The organism is Moraxella sp. CTOTU47579, from assembly GCF_032004885.1.
Lineage (GTDB): Bacteria > Pseudomonadota > Gammaproteobacteria > Pseudomonadales > Moraxellaceae > Faucicola > Faucicola tetraodonis.
On record NZ_DALZOJ010000003.1, the window covers coordinates 81393 to 104110 of the forward strand.

Consider the following 22718-nt stretch of genomic DNA (forward strand, 5'->3'; position numbering starts at 1 on the left):
AGTTTACTTGGGCGTTTGTTAGTTATTCGCTTATTGTTTGGACGGTGGGTTGTTGGTCGAACGCTTGTCGATTAGGCAGTTGCTGATTGGGCGTTTGGGTCTCAAAGACGGCGATTGATAAAATCTCAGGCTCGATTTTTCGCAGTCCTTTACCAAAGCCGCGTAGCCACCATACTAGCTGCGACGTCATGTTCACTGTGGCTGTGATATGCAATCCTTCGTCATCTTCCCAGCTTTGCTGGTCAGTTGATAATGGGCTTTCAAGCAAACTTGCCCCCGATAATGGATGAAACAGTAACTGCACTTGCTGTATGGGGGGCTCGTGGTTGTTTTTTTCGCTGTCAGGCATGAGTTTTTGGAACAACGGGTAATTAAACCCCATCGCGCCTGTATTGATATAATTGTCTAAATTAAAATCTTTCGGGGTTTGCGCGTCGCTTGCGCTCACTTCCGCACTTTCAAAACGGTGCAAAGCAAATTGACGCACATCGTCAGACGCTCTGTCAGTTCGCGAGGCAATCAAGTAAATCACCACGCCACGCTGCACAATGGCTAGCGGATTTAAAGTGTATTTTTGCGCCTCCTCGCGCCCGCGCGCTTTATAACAGGCGATGAGTTTTTTATTTTGAAACAATGCGTCATACACAGCGTCTTTGGCGGCTGGATTGACCGATGGCGGGATGAGCGGTTGATTGGCTGACAGGATACGCACTCTATCAAGCCAAGTGTTTACTACTTTGCTTTCTTTGAGTTGTCTATTCGCTAGATCAAACCACGGAATTAATTCATCCAAAATAGCCGGCGGTAATAGCTGGGTCAAATTATGGCGCATCATACTAAACGCCACCGCTTGCGACAAATTCATGTGCGGCAAGCTTTGCATCGGTGCATCTTCTCGCCAGCGCCAACCTTGTGGATTGGTGTTATTTTTTTCAATCGGAAAACGCGTTGCCAAGGCGTTTAAATCTCGCTGAATGGTTCGCAAACTGATATCAAACCCCATCAAATCAAGCTGTTCTTTGATATGGGTGGTACCGAGCCAACGTTTGCGATCCAGCTGTGAGAGGATTTGCCATTGCCGAGCCGTCGTTGCGGTTGCATTGTTGGCAAGCGATTTACTCATGGCAATTCTCCATACGCAGGTAAAAGACAGATAGTTAAAAGGCAAGCGGTTAATAATAAATAATAGCCAGCTAAGCGCCAAAGCTTTATCAAGCTTTAAAAAATTAACACCTTGATACCTGCATAATTTATCAAAATTTAGCGCGGTATAGGTGATAAATTATATTAACATGTCATTTTATGTCGTTTATCATCTTTATTGGGTGTTATGGTTATCAGATTGTGTATGAATCAGCAAAAACGCTTGTCTAGAGGAGTACACCCTTTTTTACCCTTAGCTGCAATTTAGTTTGTCCATTAAATAAATTTTTCTCAAGCTCATAGAGTAAATGCACTTTTGACACACTGCGATTGATAGCAGACAAAGCTATCGCGTCAAAGTCAACATTAAACCAAATCGCTTCGATAGTAAAAGGCACATCGGGATACGACAACCATAATTTTAAATGACGCTCTTTTAACACCCGATAATCTTGCACCACAAACACCCCATCAAATATCGGTGCCACAAACCCATGTCCCCAAATAGCCAACGTCTGCAAGCTATCTATAAAATCAACCGTGAATTCACCGGCTGTCAATTCGCCATCGCTATATAACGTCTCTGCAAATACCTCATCAGCCACCGCTGCAATTACCTCATCAAACGCTTTACAAAATGGCTCAAAGTTTTTCCGTTTGATGGTCAGGCCTGCCGCCATCGCATGCCCACCAAAGTGGCTAATGAGTTCGGGGTAGGTTTGCGCGACTGATTCAATGGCATCACGGATATGAATGCCTTCAATAGAGCGTGCGGAACCTTTGATAGCATCGTCATCTTCAATCAATGCTGTATCAGCAGGGGCAAACACGATAGCGGGCACATGGTAGCTTTCTTTTAATCTGCCTGCGACGATACCAATCACCCCTTGGTGCCACTCATCTTGATACAAAATAATACTGCGTTTGCGGTGCGTTACTTGATTTACAGCGCTTTGCTCAGATGGATTCTCAAGCGTCCTCAACACACTATCGGCTTGTTGTCGCATGCCCTGCTCGACTTGGCGGCGCTCTTGATTGAGTTTATCGAGCTGATGCGCAAGCCGCTGTGCCTCCCCCCAATCATCGGTCAGTAAGCAGTCAATGCCAATCCGCATACTATCCATACGGCCTGCGGCGTTGATGCGGGGTCCTAAAATAAAACCAAAATCTTGAGCCGTAATGTCGGCTGCCTGCCGACTCGCCTGCTCCAACAACGCCAAAATACCCACACAGCAACGACCTTGCTTGATGGCTTGGATACCTTGGTGCACCAAAATGCGATTATTTTGGTCTAATACGCCCACATCCGCCACCGTGCCAAGTGCCACCAAATCAATATAGCGACTCACTTGGGTGGTGGATTTGTTGGCTTGGCGTCTGACTTTGGCAAGATTGCCTAGCACATAAAATGCCACCCCAACCCCTACCAATGATTTACTAGCAAAATCACAGCCCAGCTGATTGGGATTGACCACGGCATCGGCGTTTGGTGTCGCCTGCGTCGTCAAGTGGTGATCGGTAATAATCACCGTTAGCCCTTCGGCTTTGGCAAGTTCGACCCCCGCATGGCTAGAGATACCATTATCAACCGTGACAATGACATCAGGATGATAGGTTTCAATACCTAGCGCAACAATTTCTGGCGTCAGTCCATAACCGTACTTAAAACGATCGGGCACCAAAAACTCAACCTTCGCGCCCATTTCACGTAACACCCTTACCATCAGTGCCGTGCTGGTCGCGCCATCGCAGTCAAAATCACCCACAATCAGTATTTTTTGCTGCGTATCAATCGCCTTATCAAGTAGCGCCACGGCCTTGGTAATGCCTGTCAACGAATTTGCAGGTAACATCTTATTGAAGGCGGTGTCTAAATTTGCCACATCTTGCACGCCCCGCCCAGCCAAAACGCGGGCTAATGTCATCGATGTCTGCGCCAAGGGCTGTAAATCGCGGGGAATCTCGTCAATATGGGTCGCACTAAAACGGGGAGTCACAGTCAACATAAATTTATCATGGTTGTCAAATAAAGTAGAGAGAACAAACTAGCATAATGAGACTGAATAGGCAAAATTACAACAGCGAAACGGTGAAAAACATCTCATCAGCTTCCGTAGCTATTTGTGCGTTTTGCATATCGTAATAATGCCACTACAAACCATTAGCATTTTTTTGCAAAAAGATGCTTATTGATACGTTTACACTCAGTTATAATCAAACCAAAGAGTCCTCACTTACCATTAATGAAACAGTATCACCAACCATTAATGAATAATCATCTCTTGTTGCAAGCGTTTTGCAATACTACCTTTACTATTGATAATTGAAATTTTTTAGAAGGAAAAATTATGTCAGCAGAAAATTTGACCAAAACCATTGACCCAAAACTTGACTTAGAAAAAATCAAACGCGAATGCGAGGCGATGATTAAAAGTAAAGCTAAAATGTCTGCCGTAGCCGCAGTTGTCCCAGTGCCGTTGCTAGACGTTGCGGTTGACGCAGGTCTATTATCAAAATTGCTACCTGAAATCTCCGCTAAATTTGGTTTAATTGAACCCGCCCAAGCAGCGGTAGATTTGAACAACGGCACGCAAATCAACCAACTAAAAGATAAAGCGGTTGATTTTGCAGGGCTAGTGGTGTCGCGCAGTATCGCCAAAAAAACTTTCCAAGGCTTTGGTAGCCGTATTATCGCCAAGCAAGTCACCAAATTTGTACCATTTGGCGGTCAATTAGTGGCAGGTACCATCGGTTATTTGATGTTTAAAAAAATTGCTGAAAATCACATCAATGAATGCTACCAAAAAGCTAAAAAATTACAGCAACAAGCCAGCTAACTGTTGATACGAAGGCTTTTATCAAAACCCCTTTAGTTGCTAAAGGGGTTTTTTATTGAAAAATCCTCAAGCTTTGATGAGAAATAACCAACCCAAAGTAATAGCTTATGTAACGATATTTTTCTACAATGTATCTTTAAACTATTTTTTTGGGTCAAGTTATGCGTTATACCTGTCAGACATCACCTCGTTTTATCAAAAAGCCATTTTTTAATATCCATCCAATGACGCAAAGCGTTTTGGTGATTATTGGCATGTCCATGACTGGTGTTAGCGCTCATGCAGCGACTAGCGAAGCTGCTATTGGCGAAGCTGAAACGACTTTGCCGAGCCTTACTTTTACCACCACGGCAACCAAAACGCCGACGCTTGTCAAGAATACCATCGCCCAAACCACTGTGATTGATGAAGAACAATTGCAACGTTATCGCGGTCAAAGCGTGATAGATGTACTTCGTGGACAAGGTGGCATATATGTTACTCAAAATGGTGGGGATGGTGCGAGCAGTGGTGTCAGATTGCGTGGTTACTCCAATAGTCAAGTCTTAGTATTAATCGATGGGATTCGTTACAGCTCTGCAACCGCAGGTGGAGCAGCATTATCGCTGTTACCAGTCGACCAAATCGATAGAATAGAAATAGTTTATGGTGCTTCTGGCTCAAGTCTTTATGGCTCAGATGCGATGGGCGGCGTGATTCAAGTCTTTACTAAAGGTCAAAACGCCCAACAGTCTAATGTCGCATTGACTGTTGGCGGCGGCACAGAAAACAGCTATAAAGGGCAAATTACAGGACAACTGGTTAATTCTGCAACGACTTTAAGCCTTTCTACGGGTTATGAAAAGACCAATGGCATTGACGCGACGAAACCTTACGCTCAGTTCGGCATACATCATGCTGACAAAGACGGTTTTGAGTCCAAAAACGCAAGTTTGGTCGCCAAGCATAAAGTCAATGACAATGTTGAAATTGGAGCAACAGGATTATTTGCAAAATCCACTACAGATATTGATAGTGGTTCAGAAGTGCCAAACGCGTATGCTGACCAAAAAAACGCGGCTGTCTCAGCTTTTGCCGATTATCAACAAGATAAACTGTCTGCAAATATTAAATATGGTCAAAGTTATGATAAATCTACCACGTATGATGGTGCAGATTGGCAAACAGGTCGCCTAGACGATGTAATCAATACGACTCAGAAACAAGTAACCATACAGCTTGGCTATCAGTTGCCACTCGGTAAGCTTATCGGTGGTTATGAGAATTTAAAACAAGAAGTTGATAGCTCTAATGATTATGACGTGACTCACCGCACTATCAACAGTGAGTTTTTGGGATATCAGCTCGCTCAAGATAAATATGATGTGCAATTAAATGTGCGTCACGATGATAACTCACAATTTGATAGCAAGACCACCTACAATGTGGGCGGTGCGTATCGTCTTAGCCCCAACACTCGCATTGGTGCATCATACGCAACCAATTTTCGTGCCCCCACATTCAACGATTTGTATTGGCCAGGCTCAGAAAATCCCAACTTAAAACCTGAAACCAGCAAAAATGCAGAAATCTTTATTGAAAACAGCAATCATCATCAACACACACGCGTAACAGCCTACCAATCTAAATTTACCGATAAATTAGCTTGGGTAACCACCGACCCACTTACTTATGCAGGTCAAATGCAAAATATAGATAAAGCGGATATTAACGGTATTTCGTTAACCAGTGACTGGCAGTTAAATAATACTTTATTTGGTCTAGGTTATGATTATCTAGATACTGAAGATAAAAAAACGGGCAAAGAATTAATTTATCAACCCAAAAACAAAGGTATTGTTTACCTAGGCTATCAACAGCCAAAATATGACATTCGAACGGAGGTACAATACGTCGGAGAGCGTTATCGTGATGCCAACAATTCACAAACTCTAGACAGCTACACCTTGTTGAACCTGACTGGGAATTATTATGTCAGTCCCAACCTAACCATTAGCAGTCGTCTTAATAATCTCACAGATAAAGATTATGAGACCGTTTATGGCTACCGCCAAAAAGGCATTAATTCATTCGTCTCACTAACCTACCAATGGTTCTAAATTTTTATAGCTACAGTACATCAAAGGGCATAGATTTTATGCCCTTTTTTTATATGTCTTTTTTTAGCAATTAGGCTTTAACTTTTGCACTATTTTGGTTCAAAATATATCATACTACGATTAGCACGTTGCTATAAATGAGTGATTTTTTAATATCAAATGACTGATTTGCTGCCCATCACTCTAATTATTTATCTGTTATGACAATAATCCAAAAATTATCCAATAGTTTATTGGCATTTAAATTGCACTTTAACCATTGCTCAAATTTGTGGTAGTTATCCAATGACCCATCCTACTTTTTTACATAGTCTCGAATCCAACCAGAACCTGTTTGAGGACATGTTCAATAACCTACTATCGGGGTTAATTGTCGCTGACATCAACTACGAGTGCGTCTATATCAACGCGACGGCTGAGCAGATTTTGTCAGTCAGTCAGCACCATTTACTTCATAAAAATGTGATCGATATTTTAACCCCCGCAAACTATGAAAAATTACTAACGCAAGCATCAGAGCAATCGCATACGGATGATGACCCGATAACCCATAAAAAAACCAAAGCACAGGTCAAATTGGCGCTGCAAAACCAATTTGAACATACCAAAAAAATGTACCAAGCATTCATCCATCATGATTGCACCATTTTGGGGCTAAGCGCTCAAGGGATTGGTGCACCATTATTGGTCGATTATGGGGTTTCCCCGTTAGAAACCGAGGCGGGTTTTTTCTATTTGATTGAAATTTGGGCAAAAGATCGCGAAAGTCGTATTCAACAAGAACAGTATCAAAATCACCAACATTTGATAACCCGTCAAATGATTCGCAGTATGGCACACGAAGTCAAAAACCCTTTAGCCGGCATCCTTGGGGCAAGCCAACTGCTTGAGAAGAATTTTAATCAAATCATGAAGTTTGATGGGATTGTGCGCTATATTAACGACACCAAGGCGCAAAAGGTCGCGAATTATCTCAGTATCATCATGGATGAGACCAGACGACTCAATAACTTAGTGACCCAATTGCTGGGTGCGCCAAATTTGCCCAACTGGCAATTAATCAATGTACATGAGCCCCTGCAGCATGTACTAACGTTGGCAGAGATACAAAACCCCAATATTAGTCTAGTCAGAGACTTTGATTTATCGTTGCCAGAAATCACCGCTGATAAAGACCAGCTCGTACAAGTATTTATGAATATCGTCAATAATGCGATACAAGCGCTCAATGAAAACGACATTGTATCGCCTATCATCACGGTAAAGACCCGTATTCAGCACCAACAAACCATTGGCGATATACGACATAAAAGCGTATTGCGGGTTGATTTTATTGATAATGGCTTGGGCATTGATAGTGAGTTGTTACCGCAAATTTTTTATCCTTTGGTCACAGGACGCGCCAATGGTACAGGGTTGGGACTGGCACTTGCTCATGACATTATTCAGCGCCATCAAGGGCAAATCAGTGTGACCTCTCAGCCAGGTGAAACCCTATTTACGATTTTTTTACCTTGGCAAATTCGGCAAATAACCAAATGATAGTTTAAGCGTGATACACCACAGCATCATGACTGATCGGCTATGAATTTTTAAACACTACAGTTTCCCATATAGGGTTTTTATATGACTTATACCAATAATAAAACGCCAACCACCGAGCCTATTGTTTGGGTCATCGATGACGACCAAGCGCTACGTATGATTTTAGAAGATACGCTGACAGATAGTGGGTTTCAAGTGCAAACCTTTGGCAATGCGCAATCGGCGTGGCGGCTACTACAAGATAGCGAGCAAGACAGCCAACCGAAGAGTGACAATAGTGCCTCCTTGCCAAGTGTCATCGTCACCGATATTCGAATGCCGATGATGAACGGATTGGACTTTAGCAGTAAAATCAAACAAGCCTTTGCACAAATCCCTGTCATCATCATGACCGCGCATGCCGATGTGCAGTCTGCGGTGGATAGCTATCAATCAGGCGCATTTGATTACTTACCCAAGCCGTTTGAGTTGGATGATGCCATTGCCATGGTGAAAAAAGCTTGCCTGCAAAGCCAGTCAAACCAAACACAAAAGCGCAGTAAGTCTGAGAACTACAACGACTCTCTGATTCGTGATGCACAGCAGCCGCCAGCGCAAAAAGTAGCAGTCGCGCTAGAAAAAGCCCCCACCAACCCATCGGGCATCATCGGGCAATCCATTGCCATGCAAAAAGTATTTCGTGCGATTGGTCGCTTGTCGCATATGCCGATGACAGTACTCATCACCGGCGAATCAGGGACGGGTAAAGAGCTGATTGCCAGTGCCTTACACGAACATTCGCCACGCAAATCCAAACCATTTATCGCCCTCAATATGGCGGCGATTCCGCATGATTTGATTGAAGCTGAACTATTTGGTCATGAAAAAGGCGCGTTTACGGGTGCGACTACCACGCGCCAAGGGCGTTTTGAGCAGGCGCATGGCGGCACTTTATTTTTGGATGAAATCGGCGACATGCCTTTACCGACCCAAACGCGTTTGCTGCGCGTCTTAGCAAATGGTGAGTTTTACCGTGTCGGTGGGCTCAAACCCATTAAAGTCGACGTACGTATCATCGCAGCGACCCATCAAAACCTAGAAACTCTGGTGCAGCAAGGCAAGTTTCGTGAAGATTTGTTTTATCGGCTCAATGTCATTCGACTGGCGCTACCTTCCCTACGTGAGCGCCGCGAAGACATTCCGCTGTTAATCGATTTTTTTATGCAAAATATCGCCAAAAGCATGCATACCCACACCAAAACCATCACGCCGTCTGCGATGCATATTTTGCAAAGCTATCCTTGGCAAGGTAACGTGCGTCAACTTGAAAATACCTGCCGCTGGCTCAGTGTGATGACAACAGGGCAAACCATTCAGCCGAGTGATTTGCCACCCGAGATTTTACAAGCGTTTGAATTACAAGATAGCAAGCCTGTAACTACGCGTGAGCCCAATACACATACGACACATAACTATCAGCCTGACACTCAGTTTGAGGCACCTGCTAGCGAACATCCGTCATCTTTGCCAGCTCCGAGTAACAGCCCCAGTGCTAGTGCTAATCTGAATGTCCATTCGAGTGAGCTGCCAACGCCTTTATCCGCTACGACGGTCATACCGACCTTGCACGCCTCACAAACTGGCGCAACCGCAGATTGGATCACGCCGCTGCAAGTTTGGGCACAACAAGCACTCGCTGAAGGACAGTACGACATTCTGCAAACCGCTTATCCGATGTTTGAGAAATGTTTACTTGAAGTGGCACTTGCCCATACTGCTCAGCATAAAGGACAAGCGGCTGACCTACTGGGTTGGGGGCGCAATACCGTGACCCGAAAATACCAGCAGTTGATTGAAGGTAGACTCGTTAAGCCATCATGATTGAGACAAGGTCAACTCACAAAGTACTGGTTATCATAAAAAATGGCTGTCAGTCGCTCGTTACTGACTTACAGCCACTATCAGCTTCAAATCCACTCAACCATACCGAGCTTTGGTACGGGGTATGGCATTCAACTCACTCCCCGCCTACTGCCGTTGTCGTTAAACAATTACTACCTCACTTTAATGCAACCAATCTCGCCCATTTTGAGCAAGAAATTAACGCCCTTCATCATTGCCAAAGCCTAGCGATTGACAGCACCCATCATACAAGCGGTATTCCCACGCTGTATGCTTCAAACCTTCTACCTGATACCCTCATCTTTGACCAACAGCAGCCGCAGCAATCTGTTAGTCCGTGTCTAGTCATGTCGTATCATCCAGGCGAGACGTTAAAATCCTTGCTGTATGCGCATGCTAAATTGCCAATACTTAATCTTCCGCAAAAAATGACCATTTTTTTACATAGTTGCCAAGTGGTCAACCGTTTGCATCAATTTGGGCTGATGCATTTGGATCTCAAACCCGCCAACTTTATTGTAAAACCCAATCTTGAAGTGGTGTTAATTGATTTTGGTCTGAGTGATTTTAGTTTTAGTGATATTGGTCTTGGCGATGCTATGGGGAAAAATGCCTCACTGAACTGCAAAACTTACACCGCTGGTACGCCTGCCTATATGAGTCCTGAGCAATTCACAGGACAGCCTTTTGACAAGTTTAGCGACTACTATAGTTTGGGGGTGATATGGTACGAATTATTGATGGGATGTCTGCCTTTTATGGCAGATGATTATCCTGGTTGGGCAATCGCGCATCGCCAACAGCCCGTGCCTTTTCTATGCCCAAATCATCAGTTATCAGAATTTGCTTGCCAAGCTTGCCAGCCTTTTATTGACAAGCTGCTGGCAAAACGCGTGGAAAACCGTATTAGTAACTTGGCAGATATTATCAATGCGCTAAAAATTTTACTTAACCAATAAAAAAATGCGTTTTTTTTAAAAAACCCCTTGCCAAAGCGAAAATTTTCTATATAATAGCCAACCACAAAGACACTGATACAAATATTGAGTCAACACTTTGAGGCAACTCATGGGGCTGTGGCGAAATTGGTAGACGCACTGGATTTAGGTTCCAGCGCCGCGAGGTGTAAGAGTTCGAGTCTCTTCAGCCCCACCACTCAAATCGGTATTAGTTAAATTAACCTGCCTCTTGCAGGTTTTTTTATGCCTAAAATTCCTGTCTATCTTATCTCACCATTGCTTACTGCCTTACTGTTAGCCAGTATGCTGCTCATTTTGTTGCTAAAAATTTTTTAACTGATTGCCAACTAGCTAATTTTTAACTTGCATCTAGTATTAACTGCCCCATCTCTATAGTTAGCTTGTTTACTACTAACTATGTTAATTTTTCTACTGCCTTTTATAAGCCTATATTCCTATGAAAATTTTACAATCGCCCTATTACCAGCCGCGAAAGCTGCTCAGCGCCTCCTCCGAGCCGCCCTATACTGTTCAACTTATTGAAGACAACCTCCAATACGCTAGCAAATATAATCCTTTTGAGTCGCTACTCGATGATATTTTCCCTGGGGTGCATGTTGGCAACCATGATATGGTAATTCGCAAAGAGCAGCTTAAAGATTTTGAGCGTTGCACTGATTTTACCACCGTCGCCTATTCGCATAAAAATAATACCTTGTATGAGCGTGAAGCTTGCTATTTTCATCCCAAATATGAAGTGTTCATGCTCACCAATGAAGATTTGTCCAATGACTATGACGAGTACATCTTTGAGTCAGGCTTGTTAAAAGTCGTCAGTATTTACTATATTTCGACCAATCCGCATTCGGCGGCCAGTGTCAAAAACGTGTTTGATGAATACTTGCAAAAGTATGTGTCGCAAGAGGCTAAAGTATCGATTTTACTCAAAGAGGTTCATGGTTTTGTGTTTAAAACCCATCGTATCAAACCATTTCCCATCAATTTAGATACCATGTATCACGAGGATTTTCTGCCCGTGCATCAGCATATCAAAGAATCGCTCAATCACGATGGTAAAGGCGTGGTACTGTTGCATGGCGTGGCGGGTTCAGGTAAAACCAACTATATCAAATGGCTAACTAGCCAAGTGCCTAATAAAAAATTCATCTTTGTGCCCACTACCATGATTGGGTATTTGACCAACCCTGAATTTATGTCACTGTTGGTGGATAACAAAAACTCGGTATTAGTGCTTGAAGACTGTGAAAACTACATTGCCGAGCGTAGCATTGATAACGCCAATACCGATGTGGTATCGGCGATTTTGAACATTGCTGATGGTATGCTATCGGATGTGTTGGAGTGCCAGTTTATCTGTACCTTTAACTCCAATATCTCAAAAATTGACCCCGCGCTGCTGCGTAAAGGTCGATTGATAGCTGAGTATAAATTCAAAGAACTGTCCGTTGAAAAATCCAACGCGTTTTTGGCATCCATTGATAAAGTTATCACCGTCAATAAACCGCACTCATTGGCAGAGTTAACCAACATGGATCATCTGTCCTATCGAGAGAAACAAGCAGAAAAACCCAAATTTGGTTTTGTATAATTATTAAGCCCATTTATTAAGTATAGTCGTTCAGTATCATCAGTAGGCATAAAAAAAAGGAGCTCAGTGGCTCCTTTTTTTATACTAGATATTACTAAACCTAGACCTAGACATTGTCAATTTGCTTTTCATCAATCGGCACAAGCTCAATCGCTGTTTTATCGGCATTCATACGAATCGAAACCGTACCGCCATTCACCAAATCACCAAATAATATTTGCTCTGCCAATGGTTTTTTGATTTCATCTTGAATCAAGCGGTTCATTGGGCGGGCACCCATGAGACGATCGTAACCTTTTTCTGCCAGATAATTTCTGACTTCATCATCAATTTCAAGCACCACTTTCTTGTCATCAAGCTGGGCTTGCAGTTCAACCAAGAATTTATCAACCACAGATACAATGACATTTTGATCCAATGGGTTAAATTGAATGATGGCATCTAAACGATTGCGAAACTCTGGGGTAAACATCCGTTTCATCGCCTCACTATTGTCGCGGCTATGATCTTGTTTGGTAAAGCCCATGCTGTTGCGACTGATGCTATCAGCGCCGACATTGGTAGTCATGATCAGTATCACTTGCTTAAAGCTTGATGTGCGACCGTTATTGTCAGTGAGCGAGCCATGATCCATCACTTGGAGCAGCAAGTTAAATACGTCAGGGTGGGCTTTTTCAATCTCATCTAGCAATAGTACACAATGCGGGAATTGATTGATTTTTTCGGTCAATAAACCGCCCTGATCAAAGCCCACATAGCCTGGCGGTGCCCCAATCAAGCGTGACGCCGTATGTGCTTCCATATACTCAGACATATCAAAACGAACCAGTTCAATGCCTAACAAATTCGCTAACTGACGACTGACTTCCGTTTTACCGACACCGGTAGGACCGGCGAACATAAACGAACCAATCGGTTTATCATCTGGTTTTAAGCCTGCACGTGACAACTTGATGGCATCTGCCAAGTTTTTGATGGCTTCATCTTGACCAAACACCAGATGTTTTAGGTTGCTTTCAAGATTTTGCAGCACCGATTTGTCATCCGTTGAGACGGATTTTGGTGGGATGCGCGCAATTTTTGAGATAATGTATTCAATTTGCGGAACATCAATCACCACCTCGCCATTTTGTTGTGCCGCGTCAATCACTTTATTGTCGGCTTCGCTTAACATAGCCTCAGGTTCGACAACACCATCCGCTGCATGGCTAACATCTAAGTCATCGACAAGTGCGTCTTCATCCACCACAGGCTGATTTGATAACTTGTCATTTGCGACATTATCAGTGGATTGATTGCTGTCCACAGTAGATTCAACCTGATTTTCGGCTTGTTTTTGCAGGCGAACAAATGCACCCGCTTCATCAATCACATCAATGGCTTTGTCAGGTAAAAAGCGTTCGTGAATGTGTTTTACCGCCAGATGCACCGCACTTTGTAGCGCCTGATCGGTATAGCTGACGTTATGGAATTTCTCATATTGTTTTTTCAGACCGCGTAGAATATCAATCGTTTCATCAATGGATGGTTCGTTGACATCAACTTTTTGGAAACGACGACTTAAGGCATGGTCTTTTTCAAACACTTGGCGGTATTCGGTAAAGGTGGTTGAGCCGATACAACGCAGCTCACCGGATGCCAACGCAGGTTTGATTAAATTTGACACATCCATATTGCTGCTCATCGATGAGCCTGCGCCGATAATCATATGGATTTCGTCAATAAATAAAATCGCATTGGGCTTGGCTTTTAAGGCATCTAATAGCGCTTTCATCCGTTTTTCAAAATCACCGCGGTATTTTGTACCGGCAATCAGCGCACCAATATCTAAACTATATACCACACAGCCTGATAATGGTTTTGGTGCTTTGTCATTGACAATCAACCATGCCAAGCCTTCCGCAATCGACGTTTTACCCACCCCTGGGTCACCCACCAGTAGCGGATTATTTTTGCGGCGGCGGCATAAAATCTGCGCGGTACGCTCGATTTCTGCTTGGCGACCAATTAACGGATCGGTGCCACCCGTAGAGGCTTTTTGATTGAGATTAACGGTAAATTCAGTCAATGGGTCTTTATTGGCTTTTTCACCCGTTTCTTCAGTTTCAACACTGGTTAATTTGTCGCGCACTTTTTTGTCTTGACCATGCGACAGATACTGGGTCAACTCAAGTCGCGTCACCCCTTGTTTTTTAAGCAGGTACACCGCGTAGGTGTCATGCTCTGAGAACATAGACACTAGCAAATCTGAGCCTTCTACCAAACGGCTGCTGGCAACCGATTGCACATGAAAAATCGCCCGCTGCAAGATACGGTCAAAACTGCGCGTTGGTTGTGGCGAGTAATCTTCGTTGATATCGACCGTTGGGGTATGTTCATCAATATACTGGGTCAAATCTTTGCCAAGCTGATCCACATTGACTGCACAAGCCACCAAGGCTTCTACCGCATTTTCATTCTCTAACAGTGCCAATAGCAGATGCTCGACCGTTAAATATTCATGTGCACGTTGTTTTGCAAGTGTCACTACCAACCGCAACGTGCTTTGTAATTCTAAACTTAACATAAGATATCCTTAATACTTGTCACCGACGGTTTTTGATTTTGCCCTACTTGAAAAATCATGCGTTATCTAATTGATTGGTTTGATGTCGTTATAGGTGTTGATGGTTATTTGCGTTGATGTTTTCTCAAGTTTCATTTGCCGTCACCTCAGCACCAAATATCTTATGGATATCTGGCTAATCATGCTAAGTTCGGTTAAAAGGAAGTAAAAATGAAAGATGACAAAATGGGAAAAATCAAAATCATTACGTTTAATATAATGACATTGCTAATAAATTCAAGTGATAAAACGTAGTTAATGGCGGGTTTTAAAATGGCAAAAAATTCAATGATGAATAAAAAATAGAAATAAGGTGCTACCAAAAATAAAACTGGGTTAAATAGCAAACTGCCACTAACCTTGCGGCTCAATTTGACTCAGTAACGGATAACCTGCCTGACGCGCCTCACGGTTGACGGCTTGGGCTTTAGTTTCTGCGATGTCTTTAGGGTATATACCGGCAATTCCTTTGCCTTGTTGATGAATGGCAAGCATAATACTGATAGCCGAGTCTAGCGAATGTTTAAAATGATTTTGTAAAACATCCACCACAAATTCCATCGGCGTATAGTCATCGTTATACATGACCACCGCATACATCTGTGGTTTTTTCAGTTCAGGGTCAGCCAATAGCACATCTTCGACGGGGTCAGTATTTGGCTCGCCTTCTATGTCGGTCAAACGGGCTGGCAATGAATTTGGTGATTGGCTAGGTGGATGTTTAGGGGACTGTGTTGGCAACCATGCCGGTAGATGCCAATCCATATTCGTGGTGGTTGGCTGTGACACAACTGATTGACGAGAAAAATTAAGCGTTTGAAGCATCATTAATTGAACATTTACCTAAGATTAGACGAAACATTGATTATACTACTTTACAGCAGTCGTTGCGGCAGGTTTTTGCGTATTGGCTGTGCTTGCCACTGGCGTGCTATCGGTCGAACTCACAGGTCGTTTATCCGCTTCAGGCGTTTCTTCAAGCGTATACGGCATGTTATCAATCGGTTGACCGAGTTGCCAATCATACACTTGCTCAGTTTTTTGGTTGCCGGCGGCTAATTCAAGTTTCACTTGTTTGGGTACAAAGTTTTTGGGCATCAAAAAACGCCCGCGAATTCTTGCAATCCCATGAATCGAGTAACTATTAGGTTGCAATGGGACTTCGACCATATTAACTTCATCGAGCAAGGTCAATTTTGGTATCAGATTTTTTGGCTGATTTGATGGATCGACCATACCGACATCAAAGCGGTATTCATAGGCATTTTCTGGCAATGGTGCGATTTTTGCCCCGATGACTTGTAAACTCATACCGCCTTTTTTGGCAAGCGACGTGGTTAAGAATTGCTGACCTTGTTCAAGCTGTAAGTTGGTGACTTTTAGATCTTGAATATCGGTACGCAGCGCTGATAGGTTCGCCAAGCTGATATCACGCTCTTGCTGCGCAGTGGTTAATTGGCTTTGTAACGTATCAGATTTTAGCTTTAATGATTTGATGTTTTCTGCTGAGATTTCAAGACCTGCGGCGGTTTTTTTCGCTTCTTCAGCAGCAAAGCTCAAGCCGCGATGATAACCAATGCGTTGACCTAACACCAGTGCAATGATGGCAACTAACAACAAACTAACCCCAAACGCAATCAGCCACCCCGACACCTTGTTGGGTTGGGCAATATAATTGCGTTGTGCTTCTGGCAAAGATTGAGAAGAGTTATTATCTTCGGGCAAATCCATAGAGATACTCAAATTGAAAAACGATCAAAACATGGATAATCACAGTACTGATGATAGCTCAAAAAGGGTTGATGAATATGACATCCATTAAAGCGAACCCCATTATAAACAAAAATTATGATGAATTCAGCTAAATTTATTGACTGAAAAAATAATAAAGTTAGCCCATTTCATCATAGCGTCATATTTTTTTGGCTAAAAAAAATAAAGCAATGCTTGTTATGGCATTAACATTTTTAAATAGGCTGACCATAAATAGCTTAAGAAAACCACTTATTAAAGAAATAACTTAAGGCACGACGGCAACTAACGCCAACCCTGTTTGCTCTGCAAGCCCAAACATCACGTTCATATTTTGCACGGCTTGTCCTGCCGCACCTTTGACCAAATTATCTTGTACCACCAAAATCGTCGCCATCGGGCTATTTTCTAGTGTTTGCACCGCAATTCTTAAATAGTTGCTACCCCGTACACTACGGGTATCTGGGTACATCCCTTTTGGCATGACGTCTACAAAATATTCGTTTTGATAGCTGGTTTCATATAAAGATTGTAAATCTAACGCTTGACCCGCCGCCGTCAAGCGAACATGAATCGTGGTAAACATACCGCGAATCATGGGTACTAAATGGGGTACAAAGCGGATATCATGCGACTGAAAGCGTTTGCTTTGACCCAATATTTGGTCAATCCCTTGGCTAATCTCTGGAGCGTGACGATGACCTGCCACGCCATAGGCGCTAAAACTATCCGATGTCTCGCTAAATAACAAATTCATTTTGGCTTGGCGACCTGCACCTGAGACGCCTGATTTGGCATCAATAATAATCCAAGGCTCAATCAATGCCTGCTGCTGGCTGTTTTGGGCGTCGATTAGTGGTTTTAATCCCAAAATCGCCGTGGTGGGATAACAACCTGGGTTGCCAATGACCTTGGCTTTGGCAATGGCATCACGATTGACTTCGGGTAACCCATACACAGCTTCTTTTAAAATATCGGGGCAAGTATGTTCAAGTTTATACCAAGTTTCAAAATCTTGTAGCGACTGCAAACGAAAATCTGCCGCCAAATCGATGACTTTAGTGCCATTTTCGGTTAAAAATTTGGCATGCTTCATGGCAACGCCGTGGGGCGTAGCAAAGAATACCACATCACATGCTGCTAATTTTTTTTCATCCAAATCCGAAAACGTTAAATCGGTCACGCCCCGCAAACTTGGAAACATATCATCAACGCGTCGGCCCGCTTCTGAGCGCGATGTCAGCATCGTCACTTGTGCCTGTGGATGACGACTCAATAGTCGAATTAGCTCTACGCCAGTGTAGCCTGTGCCACCGACAATACCTACTTTGATCATGGTCGTCTCCTGATGTTGGTATTAAAGTTTATATTCATGCACCGCATCAATAAAAGCTTTGGCATGGTCAGGATTAACCCATTGGTTAATACCGTGACCTAAGTTTGCTATATAGCCTGTTTTATCACCGAGGCTGTAGGCGTCCTGTAGCATCAAATGCGTCTGCTGGCGAATATGCTCAGGCGATGCAAATAATGTCGCGGGGTCAAGATTACCTTGCAGCGCGATGCCTGTATGCAGCTTTTTGTGCAATTTGGTCAATTCTTTTTGTTGTTCAAAGACGATGCTGCGGGCTCTATCTAGTGGCATCGTCCAATCAAGTCCTAGCGCATCCGCGCCACTGTGGCATTGGGTATCTAACCACAAGCCGCCACCTTTGGTAAATAGTACCACAGGTACCTCTGGGTATGTTGCTTTGATCGCCGCGACAATTTTAGTATTGTAATGGTGCGAGAATTCAACAAATTGGCGATGCGCCAATGCCCCACCCCAACTATCAAAAATTTGTAATAACTGCGCCCCCGCTGCTATCTGCGCTAGCAAATAATCAATCACAGCATCAGTGATTTTAGCGAGCAGCGCATGCAAGGTTTCAGGCTCGCCATACAACATGGCTTTGGCATAGCGGTATTCTTTAGAACTACCGCCTTCAATCATATAGGTCGCTAGCGTCCACGGACTACCCGAGAAGCCAAATAATGGCGCACGGCCTGCCAGCGCATGACGAATACTGGTCACCGCTTTCATCACATAGTCAAGTGCATCTGCCATCGCGACGGTTGGCAAGGCTTCAACCTCTGCCATGCTTCTGACAGTTTTGTGAAATTTTGGACCTTCCCCTGCCTCAAAATACAGACCCAAACCGAGCGCATCAGGAATGGTTAAAATATCACTAAACAAAATCGCCGCATCCAACTCAAAACGGCGAAATGGCTGAATGGTGACTTCCGTCGCCAAATCGGTATTTTTGCAAAGCGATAGAAAATCACCGGCTTGGGCACGGGTTTGTTTATACTCAGGCAAATATCGACCGGCTTGTCGCATCATCCACACAGGGGTCACATCCACAGATTCAAAACGCATGGCTCTTAAAATGCGGTCATTTTTTAACATCGGAAAGTTATGGGTCATGTCATTGCCTTCAAAAATAATCTTGGGTAAAAATACTATTGGGTAAAATAATATTGAATCAGTCTAAAAGTAGTCAAATTTCAATCAAGAATTGTCGAAAATTATACGATAATCGCCATATTATCACGATGTACCATCACGTGCCGTTCCTCATTTTTACCCAAAATCGCTTCGATGTCGCTATTGCGTTTGCGAGCGATGCGCTTAGCTTCATTTGATGAGAAATCCACCTGACCGACCGCGATACGCACCCCTGTTTTATCAACGCACTCCACCACATCGCCCTCATCAAAATCACCTTGCACTTCAATCACCCCGACAGGCAATAAGCTTTTGTTATTTTTAATGATGGCATCCACTGCGCCATCGTCAATCACCAAGCGACCTGCCATACGCAGATGAGCGGCTAGCCATTGTTTTTTGGCAATGCGTTTATCATCGTCATTGGTAGTGAGCATCGTACCTAAGGATTCCCCTTTGACCACGCGATTAATCACGTTATCGATGCTGCCGCTGACAATCACGGTGGGACAACCACCCATTGCCGCAAGCCTTGCCGCGCGAATTTTGGTAATCATCCCGCCACGACCCAATTTGCCACCATCTCCCGCCACGTCAAACAAATAATCTGCCATTGCCCGTTCGCTCTTAATCAGCTTCGCATCCGGGTTGGTGCGAGGGTTATCGGTGAATACGCCTTGCTGGTCGGTCAATATAATGTATAAATCAGCTTTGACCATGGCTGCCACCATCGCACCTAGACTGTCATTATCACCAAATTTGATTTCATCGACACTGACGGTGTCATTTTCATTAATGACCGGTAGCACGCGCCATTCAAGTAGCTGATTTAACGTATTAGCGGTATTGAGATAACGATTTCGGTTGGCAAGATCGTCATGGGTCAGTAGCAACTGGGCGCTTTGTACACCATACTGAATCAACGCCGACCACCAAGTTTCAATCAAGCCCATCTGCCCAATGGCGGCGCAGGCTTGCAAGGCTTGCAATTTTTTGGGGCGTTCTTCCAAATTCATCCGCACCACCCCTTCTGCCACTGCCCCTGAGGACACTAGCAATACCTGATAACCTTCATTATGCAGCTTGGCAATTTGCTTCGCCCATTCATAAATTGCGGTGCGATCCAAGCCTTTACCATTATTGGTTAGTAGCGATGAACCAATTTTTACCACAATAGTATTTGACTTAAGGGCTTTTTTAGTTGAGCTAGGTGAGGCGTTGGCAGTCATAAGTTGGCAATCATAATTAGTCAAGTGCAATTTTTTAATCAAATTAAATGCCATAATGGCTTGGCTGAGCATTGTAACAATTTTTACTGGCTTTATAAATGCTAATTCGATGCCGGTAGCCGTTAAATATCACATGTTTTTATCATACGCATTTCTATCCCAATCAAATAGTAACCATTGAAAAAACAAATTGACATTGTCAACTAAAAAATATTGACTTGAGGTTTTCTCAATTTAGATGAGGATAACTTGCTATCAACATTGCTTTTATATAAATTTGCTCATCGTCATGTGCTACTGGGTTTATCAAATTTATGAAAAGCGCTGTTGTCACCACTTCCTCATCTTGTCTTGAAGCCCACGGATTGTCGCAAGGCATAGACATTCTGCGTTTACACGTAAACATCAACAACGTTGATTTTATCGATGGTAAAAATATCACCAGTGAGCGCCTAGCAACCATCATGAAAACCAACCTCAAATCGGTAGCGAGTACATTTCCGCCATCCATCCATGAAATGCATCTGTTGTTTAATGATTTGATTGCTCGCGGAGTCACTGAGGTATTTGTTTGCGGCATCTCGTCCAAATTTAGCCAAACCTTGCCCATGCTAGAAGAACTCAAAGTACATTATGCCAATCGTCTGCACATCTTTGTGTATGACACCAAAACACTCAATATTGCTGAAGGGGCGCTGGCGTACGAGGCAAAAGTGTTGATTGAACAAGGTGAATCGTTTGAAAACGTGGCAAAAAAACTTGACGATTTGCGACGTCGCAGTGAATTTTTATTTACCCTCAGTGACTTGGACTATATTATTCGCAACAAAAAATTGTCCGCCCCTGCCGCATTTGTTGCCAACTTATTTGATATTAAACCGATTATGCAAATTAATCAAATTGGCGAGATTATCGCGGTGGAAAAAGTGCGCAAGCTTGAAAAAACCCTGATCACCATGGGAAAAACCATCGAAAAACTTGCCGCAAATCAACCCGCGTTTATCTATTTGACAGATACGGGGCATCATGAAAGTACCGAATTTTTTAAAAAAATATTAGCGACCCATTTTGGTTGGGATGATTTGCTTGTCATTCGCGTGTCGACTATTTCGCTTGCCAATCATGGCTTGATGGGGACAGGCATTGGGGTGTTTTATGGTGAATTACCGCATATTGTCAAAGCATTAAAAAAATGACCCGTCCTTATCTAAATTCACTTAATAAAAAGGTTAGCCCGGGCTAACCTTTTTAAAGCTATTTCCATCACCGCTAAGGTGCGTATACTACTTCCACGCCATCATCGTCATCGTAGTCGTCGTCATCAAAATCATCTTCATCCAATGCGCGACCTTCACGCTCAGCTTTACGTTTGGCACGATATGCTTCTTTTTGCTCTTCCGTATTGGCGCGCACTTCCGCTTCCAGTCGTTCAAAACGCAACCGCTGACTTTCAGCAAAGTCGGGATCAGTTTCTTCCATCTCGCGCTCTTGCTCGATTTCATTCATCAAATGCCAAACCACGGCATCAACCCCTTCCCCTGTGAGCGTGGAAGTACGAAAAACCATCCCTGTCCAACCAAGCTCTGCCACGATATGAGTGCAAAGTTGGTTTAATGACTCTTCGGGCACTTGGTCGATTTTGTTTAAAATCAAAATTTGTGGCAGTTTTGACAGCTCTGGCGAGAATTTTTCTAACTCATTAAAAATCACTTGGGCGTTTGCCACAGGGTCGCTACCATCAATGGGCTGTACATCGACAAGATGCAATAATCGACGGGTACGAGCGACGTGTTTTAAAAAGCGAATACCCAGTCCAGCCCCTTCAGAGGCGCCTTCAATCAGTCCTGGGATATCTGCCATAACAAATGAGCGGTGTTTGCCCACATCCACGACACCTAGATTCGGTACCAAAGTGGTAAACGGATAATTGGCAACTTTGGGTTTGGCAGCAGAGACTTGACGAATAAAGGTGGATTTACCCGCGTTTGGCAGACCGATAAGACCTACGTCCGCTACCACTTTTAGCTCAAACTTCAAGACTTTTAATTCACCTGCAAAACCTGGGGTGGCACGTCGTGGTGCTTGATTGGTGGAGGTTTTAAAATGGGTATTGCCTTGCCCGCCGTCACCGCCTTTGGCAATCCTCGCCGTTTGCCCTTTTTTGGTCAAGTCTGCTAAGACCTCACCTGTTTCAGTATCAACGACGGTGGTACCGATGGGCACAGATAGATAGATATCATCCGCGCCACGACCTGAACAGTTTTTGGCGCCGCCATTTTCGCCGCGTTTGGCATCATAGCGACGGGTAAACCGGTAATCGACGAGGGTGTTGGTGTTGTCGTCGCACACCACGTACACATCCCCGCCTTTGCCGCCATCACCGCCATCGGGGCCGCCTTTGGGGACGTATTTTTCTCGGCGAAAACTGACGATACCATTGCCGCCGTCGCCTGCTTTGACTGTTACGATTGCTTCATCGATAAAACGCATTGAAGACTTTCCTTAAATTCTTGAATAACCAAATATTATAGCATGAATTTTAGCAAGAAAAATTTGAACTCAATCGATGTT

At 43.7% G+C, this 22718-nt stretch carries 16 protein-coding genes and 1 tRNA gene; 8 read left to right on the plus strand and 9 right to left on the minus strand.

Features of this window, described 5'->3' with window-relative positions; translation table 11 throughout:
* Positions 1-22: 22 nt before the first annotated feature.
* Positions 23-1123, minus strand: a complete 1101-nt coding sequence (locus RTP55_RS02905) for a helix-turn-helix transcriptional regulator (RefSeq protein ID WP_312384080.1) — start codon at positions 1121-1123, stop codon at positions 23-25.
* 247 nt (positions 1124-1370) lie between these two features.
* Entirely contained in the window at positions 1371-3149 is a 1779-nt protein-coding gene (gene recJ, locus RTP55_RS02910) for a single-stranded-DNA-specific exonuclease RecJ (RefSeq protein ID WP_312384081.1), read from the minus strand.
* A gap of 342 nt (positions 3150-3491) precedes the next feature.
* On the opposite strand from recJ, the gene RTP55_RS02915 reads away from it, so the two are divergent.
* The 7 genes from RTP55_RS02915 (at position 3492) to RTP55_RS02945 (ending at position 12073) form a co-directional block, all read left to right on the plus strand.
* A complete protein-coding gene (locus tag RTP55_RS02915) occupies positions 3492-3980 on the plus strand; it encodes a hypothetical protein (RefSeq protein ID WP_312384083.1) in 489 nt (162 codons plus the stop codon).
* 161 nt (positions 3981-4141) lie between these two features.
* Entirely contained in the window at positions 4142-6079 is a 1938-nt protein-coding gene (locus tag RTP55_RS02920) for a TonB-dependent receptor domain-containing protein (protein ID WP_312384084.1), read from the plus strand.
* 285 nt (positions 6080-6364) lie between these two features.
* A complete protein-coding gene (locus RTP55_RS02925) occupies positions 6365-7621 on the plus strand; it encodes a two-component system sensor histidine kinase NtrB (RefSeq protein ID WP_312384086.1) in 1257 nt (418 codons plus the stop codon).
* An 84-nt stretch (positions 7622-7705) separates the two neighbouring features.
* A complete protein-coding gene (locus RTP55_RS02930; protein WP_312384088.1) occupies positions 7706-9484 on the plus strand; it encodes a sigma 54-interacting transcriptional regulator in 1779 nt (592 codons plus the stop codon).
* Complete coding sequence (locus tag RTP55_RS02935; protein WP_312384089.1) at positions 9481-10464, plus strand: serine/threonine-protein kinase; 984 nt, start codon at positions 9481-9483, stop codon at positions 10462-10464. Before RTP55_RS02930 ends, RTP55_RS02935 begins: the two co-directional genes overlap by 4 nt.
* Before the next feature lie 111 nt (positions 10465-10575).
* A tRNA-Leu gene (locus RTP55_RS02940) sits at positions 10576-10660 on the plus strand.
* 261 nt (positions 10661-10921) lie between these two features.
* Positions 10922-12073 (plus strand): AAA family ATPase, encoded by a 1152-nt coding sequence (locus RTP55_RS02945; protein WP_312384090.1) that lies wholly within the window; start codon positions 10922-10924, stop codon positions 12071-12073.
* A gap of 106 nt (positions 12074-12179) precedes the next feature.
* On the opposite strand, the gene clpA is transcribed toward RTP55_RS02945, so the two are convergent.
* The 6 genes from clpA to proB all read right to left on the minus strand — a co-directional run bounded on the left by clpA (position 12180) and on the right by proB (position 20147).
* Entirely contained in the window at positions 12180-14639 is a 2460-nt protein-coding gene (gene clpA, locus RTP55_RS02950; protein WP_312384092.1) for an ATP-dependent Clp protease ATP-binding subunit ClpA, read from the minus strand.
* A gap of 393 nt (positions 14640-15032) precedes the next feature.
* On the minus strand, positions 15033-15506 hold the full coding sequence (locus RTP55_RS02955) for an ATP-dependent Clp protease adaptor ClpS (protein ID WP_312384094.1): 474 nt from the start codon (positions 15504-15506) through the stop codon (positions 15033-15035).
* 42 nt (positions 15507-15548) lie between these two features.
* Positions 15549-16409, minus strand: coding sequence for a hypothetical protein (locus RTP55_RS02960; RefSeq protein WP_312116364.1), 861 nt, complete (start codon positions 16407-16409; stop codon positions 15549-15551).
* Positions 16410-16698: 289 nt separating this feature from the next.
* A complete protein-coding gene (gene argC / locus RTP55_RS02965) occupies positions 16699-17766 on the minus strand; it encodes an N-acetyl-gamma-glutamyl-phosphate reductase (protein WP_188874992.1) in 1068 nt (355 codons plus the stop codon).
* 21 nt (positions 17767-17787) lie between these two features.
* Complete coding sequence (gene hemE / locus RTP55_RS02970) at positions 17788-18897, minus strand: uroporphyrinogen decarboxylase (RefSeq protein WP_312384095.1); 1110 nt, start codon at positions 18895-18897, stop codon at positions 17788-17790.
* A gap of 101 nt (positions 18898-18998) precedes the next feature.
* The gene (gene proB, locus RTP55_RS02975) at positions 18999-20147 is read right to left on the minus strand and encodes a glutamate 5-kinase (RefSeq protein WP_312384096.1); all 1149 of its coding nucleotides are present in this window, start codon (positions 20145-20147) and stop codon (positions 18999-19001) included.
* Positions 20148-20461: 314 nt separating this feature from the next.
* Here proB and RTP55_RS02980 point away from each other — a divergent pair, with 314 nt between their 5' ends.
* Positions 20462-21343: a DegV family protein gene (locus tag RTP55_RS02980; protein ID WP_312384097.1), complete on the plus strand. Its 882-nt coding sequence runs from the start codon at positions 20462-20464 to the stop codon at positions 21341-21343.
* Between the two features lie 73 nt (positions 21344-21416).
* Here the strand turns inward: RTP55_RS02980 and obgE are convergent, their stop codons facing one another.
* The gene (gene obgE, locus RTP55_RS02985; protein ID WP_203172067.1) at positions 21417-22637 is read right to left on the minus strand and encodes a GTPase ObgE; all 1221 of its coding nucleotides are present in this window, start codon (positions 22635-22637) and stop codon (positions 21417-21419) included.
* Positions 22638-22718: the final 81 nt, after the last annotated feature.

Bases quoted from the DNA above. Each gene is read 5' to 3' on its own strand.
- clpA (WP_312384092.1), bottom strand. From the start codon at position 14,639: ATGTTAAGTTTAGAATTACAAAGCACGTTGCGGTTGGTAGTGACACTT.
- RTP55_RS02980 (WP_312384097.1), top strand. From the start codon at position 20,462: ATGAAAAGCGCTGTTGTCACCACTTCCTCATCTTGTCTTGAAGCCCAC.
- argC (WP_188874992.1), bottom strand. From the start codon at position 17,766: ATGATCAAAGTAGGTATTGTCGGTGGCACAGGCTACACTGGCGTAGAG.
- recJ (WP_312384081.1), bottom strand. From the start codon at position 3,149: ATGTTGACTGTGACTCCCCGTTTTAGTGCGACCCATATTGACGAGATT.
- RTP55_RS02945 (WP_312384090.1), top strand. From the start codon at position 10,922: ATGAAAATTTTACAATCGCCCTATTACCAGCCGCGAAAGCTGCTCAGC.
- hemE (WP_312384095.1), bottom strand. From the start codon at position 18,897: ATGACCCATAACTTTCCGATGTTAAAAAATGACCGCATTTTAAGAGCC.
- RTP55_RS02915 (WP_312384083.1), top strand. From the start codon at position 3,492: ATGTCAGCAGAAAATTTGACCAAAACCATTGACCCAAAACTTGACTTA.
- proB (WP_312384096.1), bottom strand. From the start codon at position 20,147: ATGACTGCCAACGCCTCACCTAGCTCAACTAAAAAAGCCCTTAAGTCA.
- RTP55_RS02925 (WP_312384086.1), top strand. From the start codon at position 6,365: ATGACCCATCCTACTTTTTTACATAGTCTCGAATCCAACCAGAACCTG.
- obgE (WP_203172067.1), bottom strand. From the start codon at position 22,637: ATGCGTTTTATCGATGAAGCAATCGTAACAGTCAAAGCAGGCGACGGC.
- RTP55_RS02930 (WP_312384088.1), top strand. From the start codon at position 7,706: ATGACTTATACCAATAATAAAACGCCAACCACCGAGCCTATTGTTTGG.
- RTP55_RS02955 (WP_312384094.1), bottom strand. From the start codon at position 15,506: ATGATGCTTCAAACGCTTAATTTTTCTCGTCAATCAGTTGTGTCACAG.
- RTP55_RS02935 (WP_312384089.1), top strand. From the start codon at position 9,481: ATGATTGAGACAAGGTCAACTCACAAAGTACTGGTTATCATAAAAAAT.
- RTP55_RS02920 (WP_312384084.1), top strand. From the start codon at position 4,142: ATGCGTTATACCTGTCAGACATCACCTCGTTTTATCAAAAAGCCATTT.
- RTP55_RS02960 (WP_312116364.1), bottom strand. From the start codon at position 16,409: ATGGATTTGCCCGAAGATAATAACTCTTCTCAATCTTTGCCAGAAGCA.
- RTP55_RS02905 (WP_312384080.1), bottom strand. From the start codon at position 1,123: ATGAGTAAATCGCTTGCCAACAATGCAACCGCAACGACGGCTCGGCAA.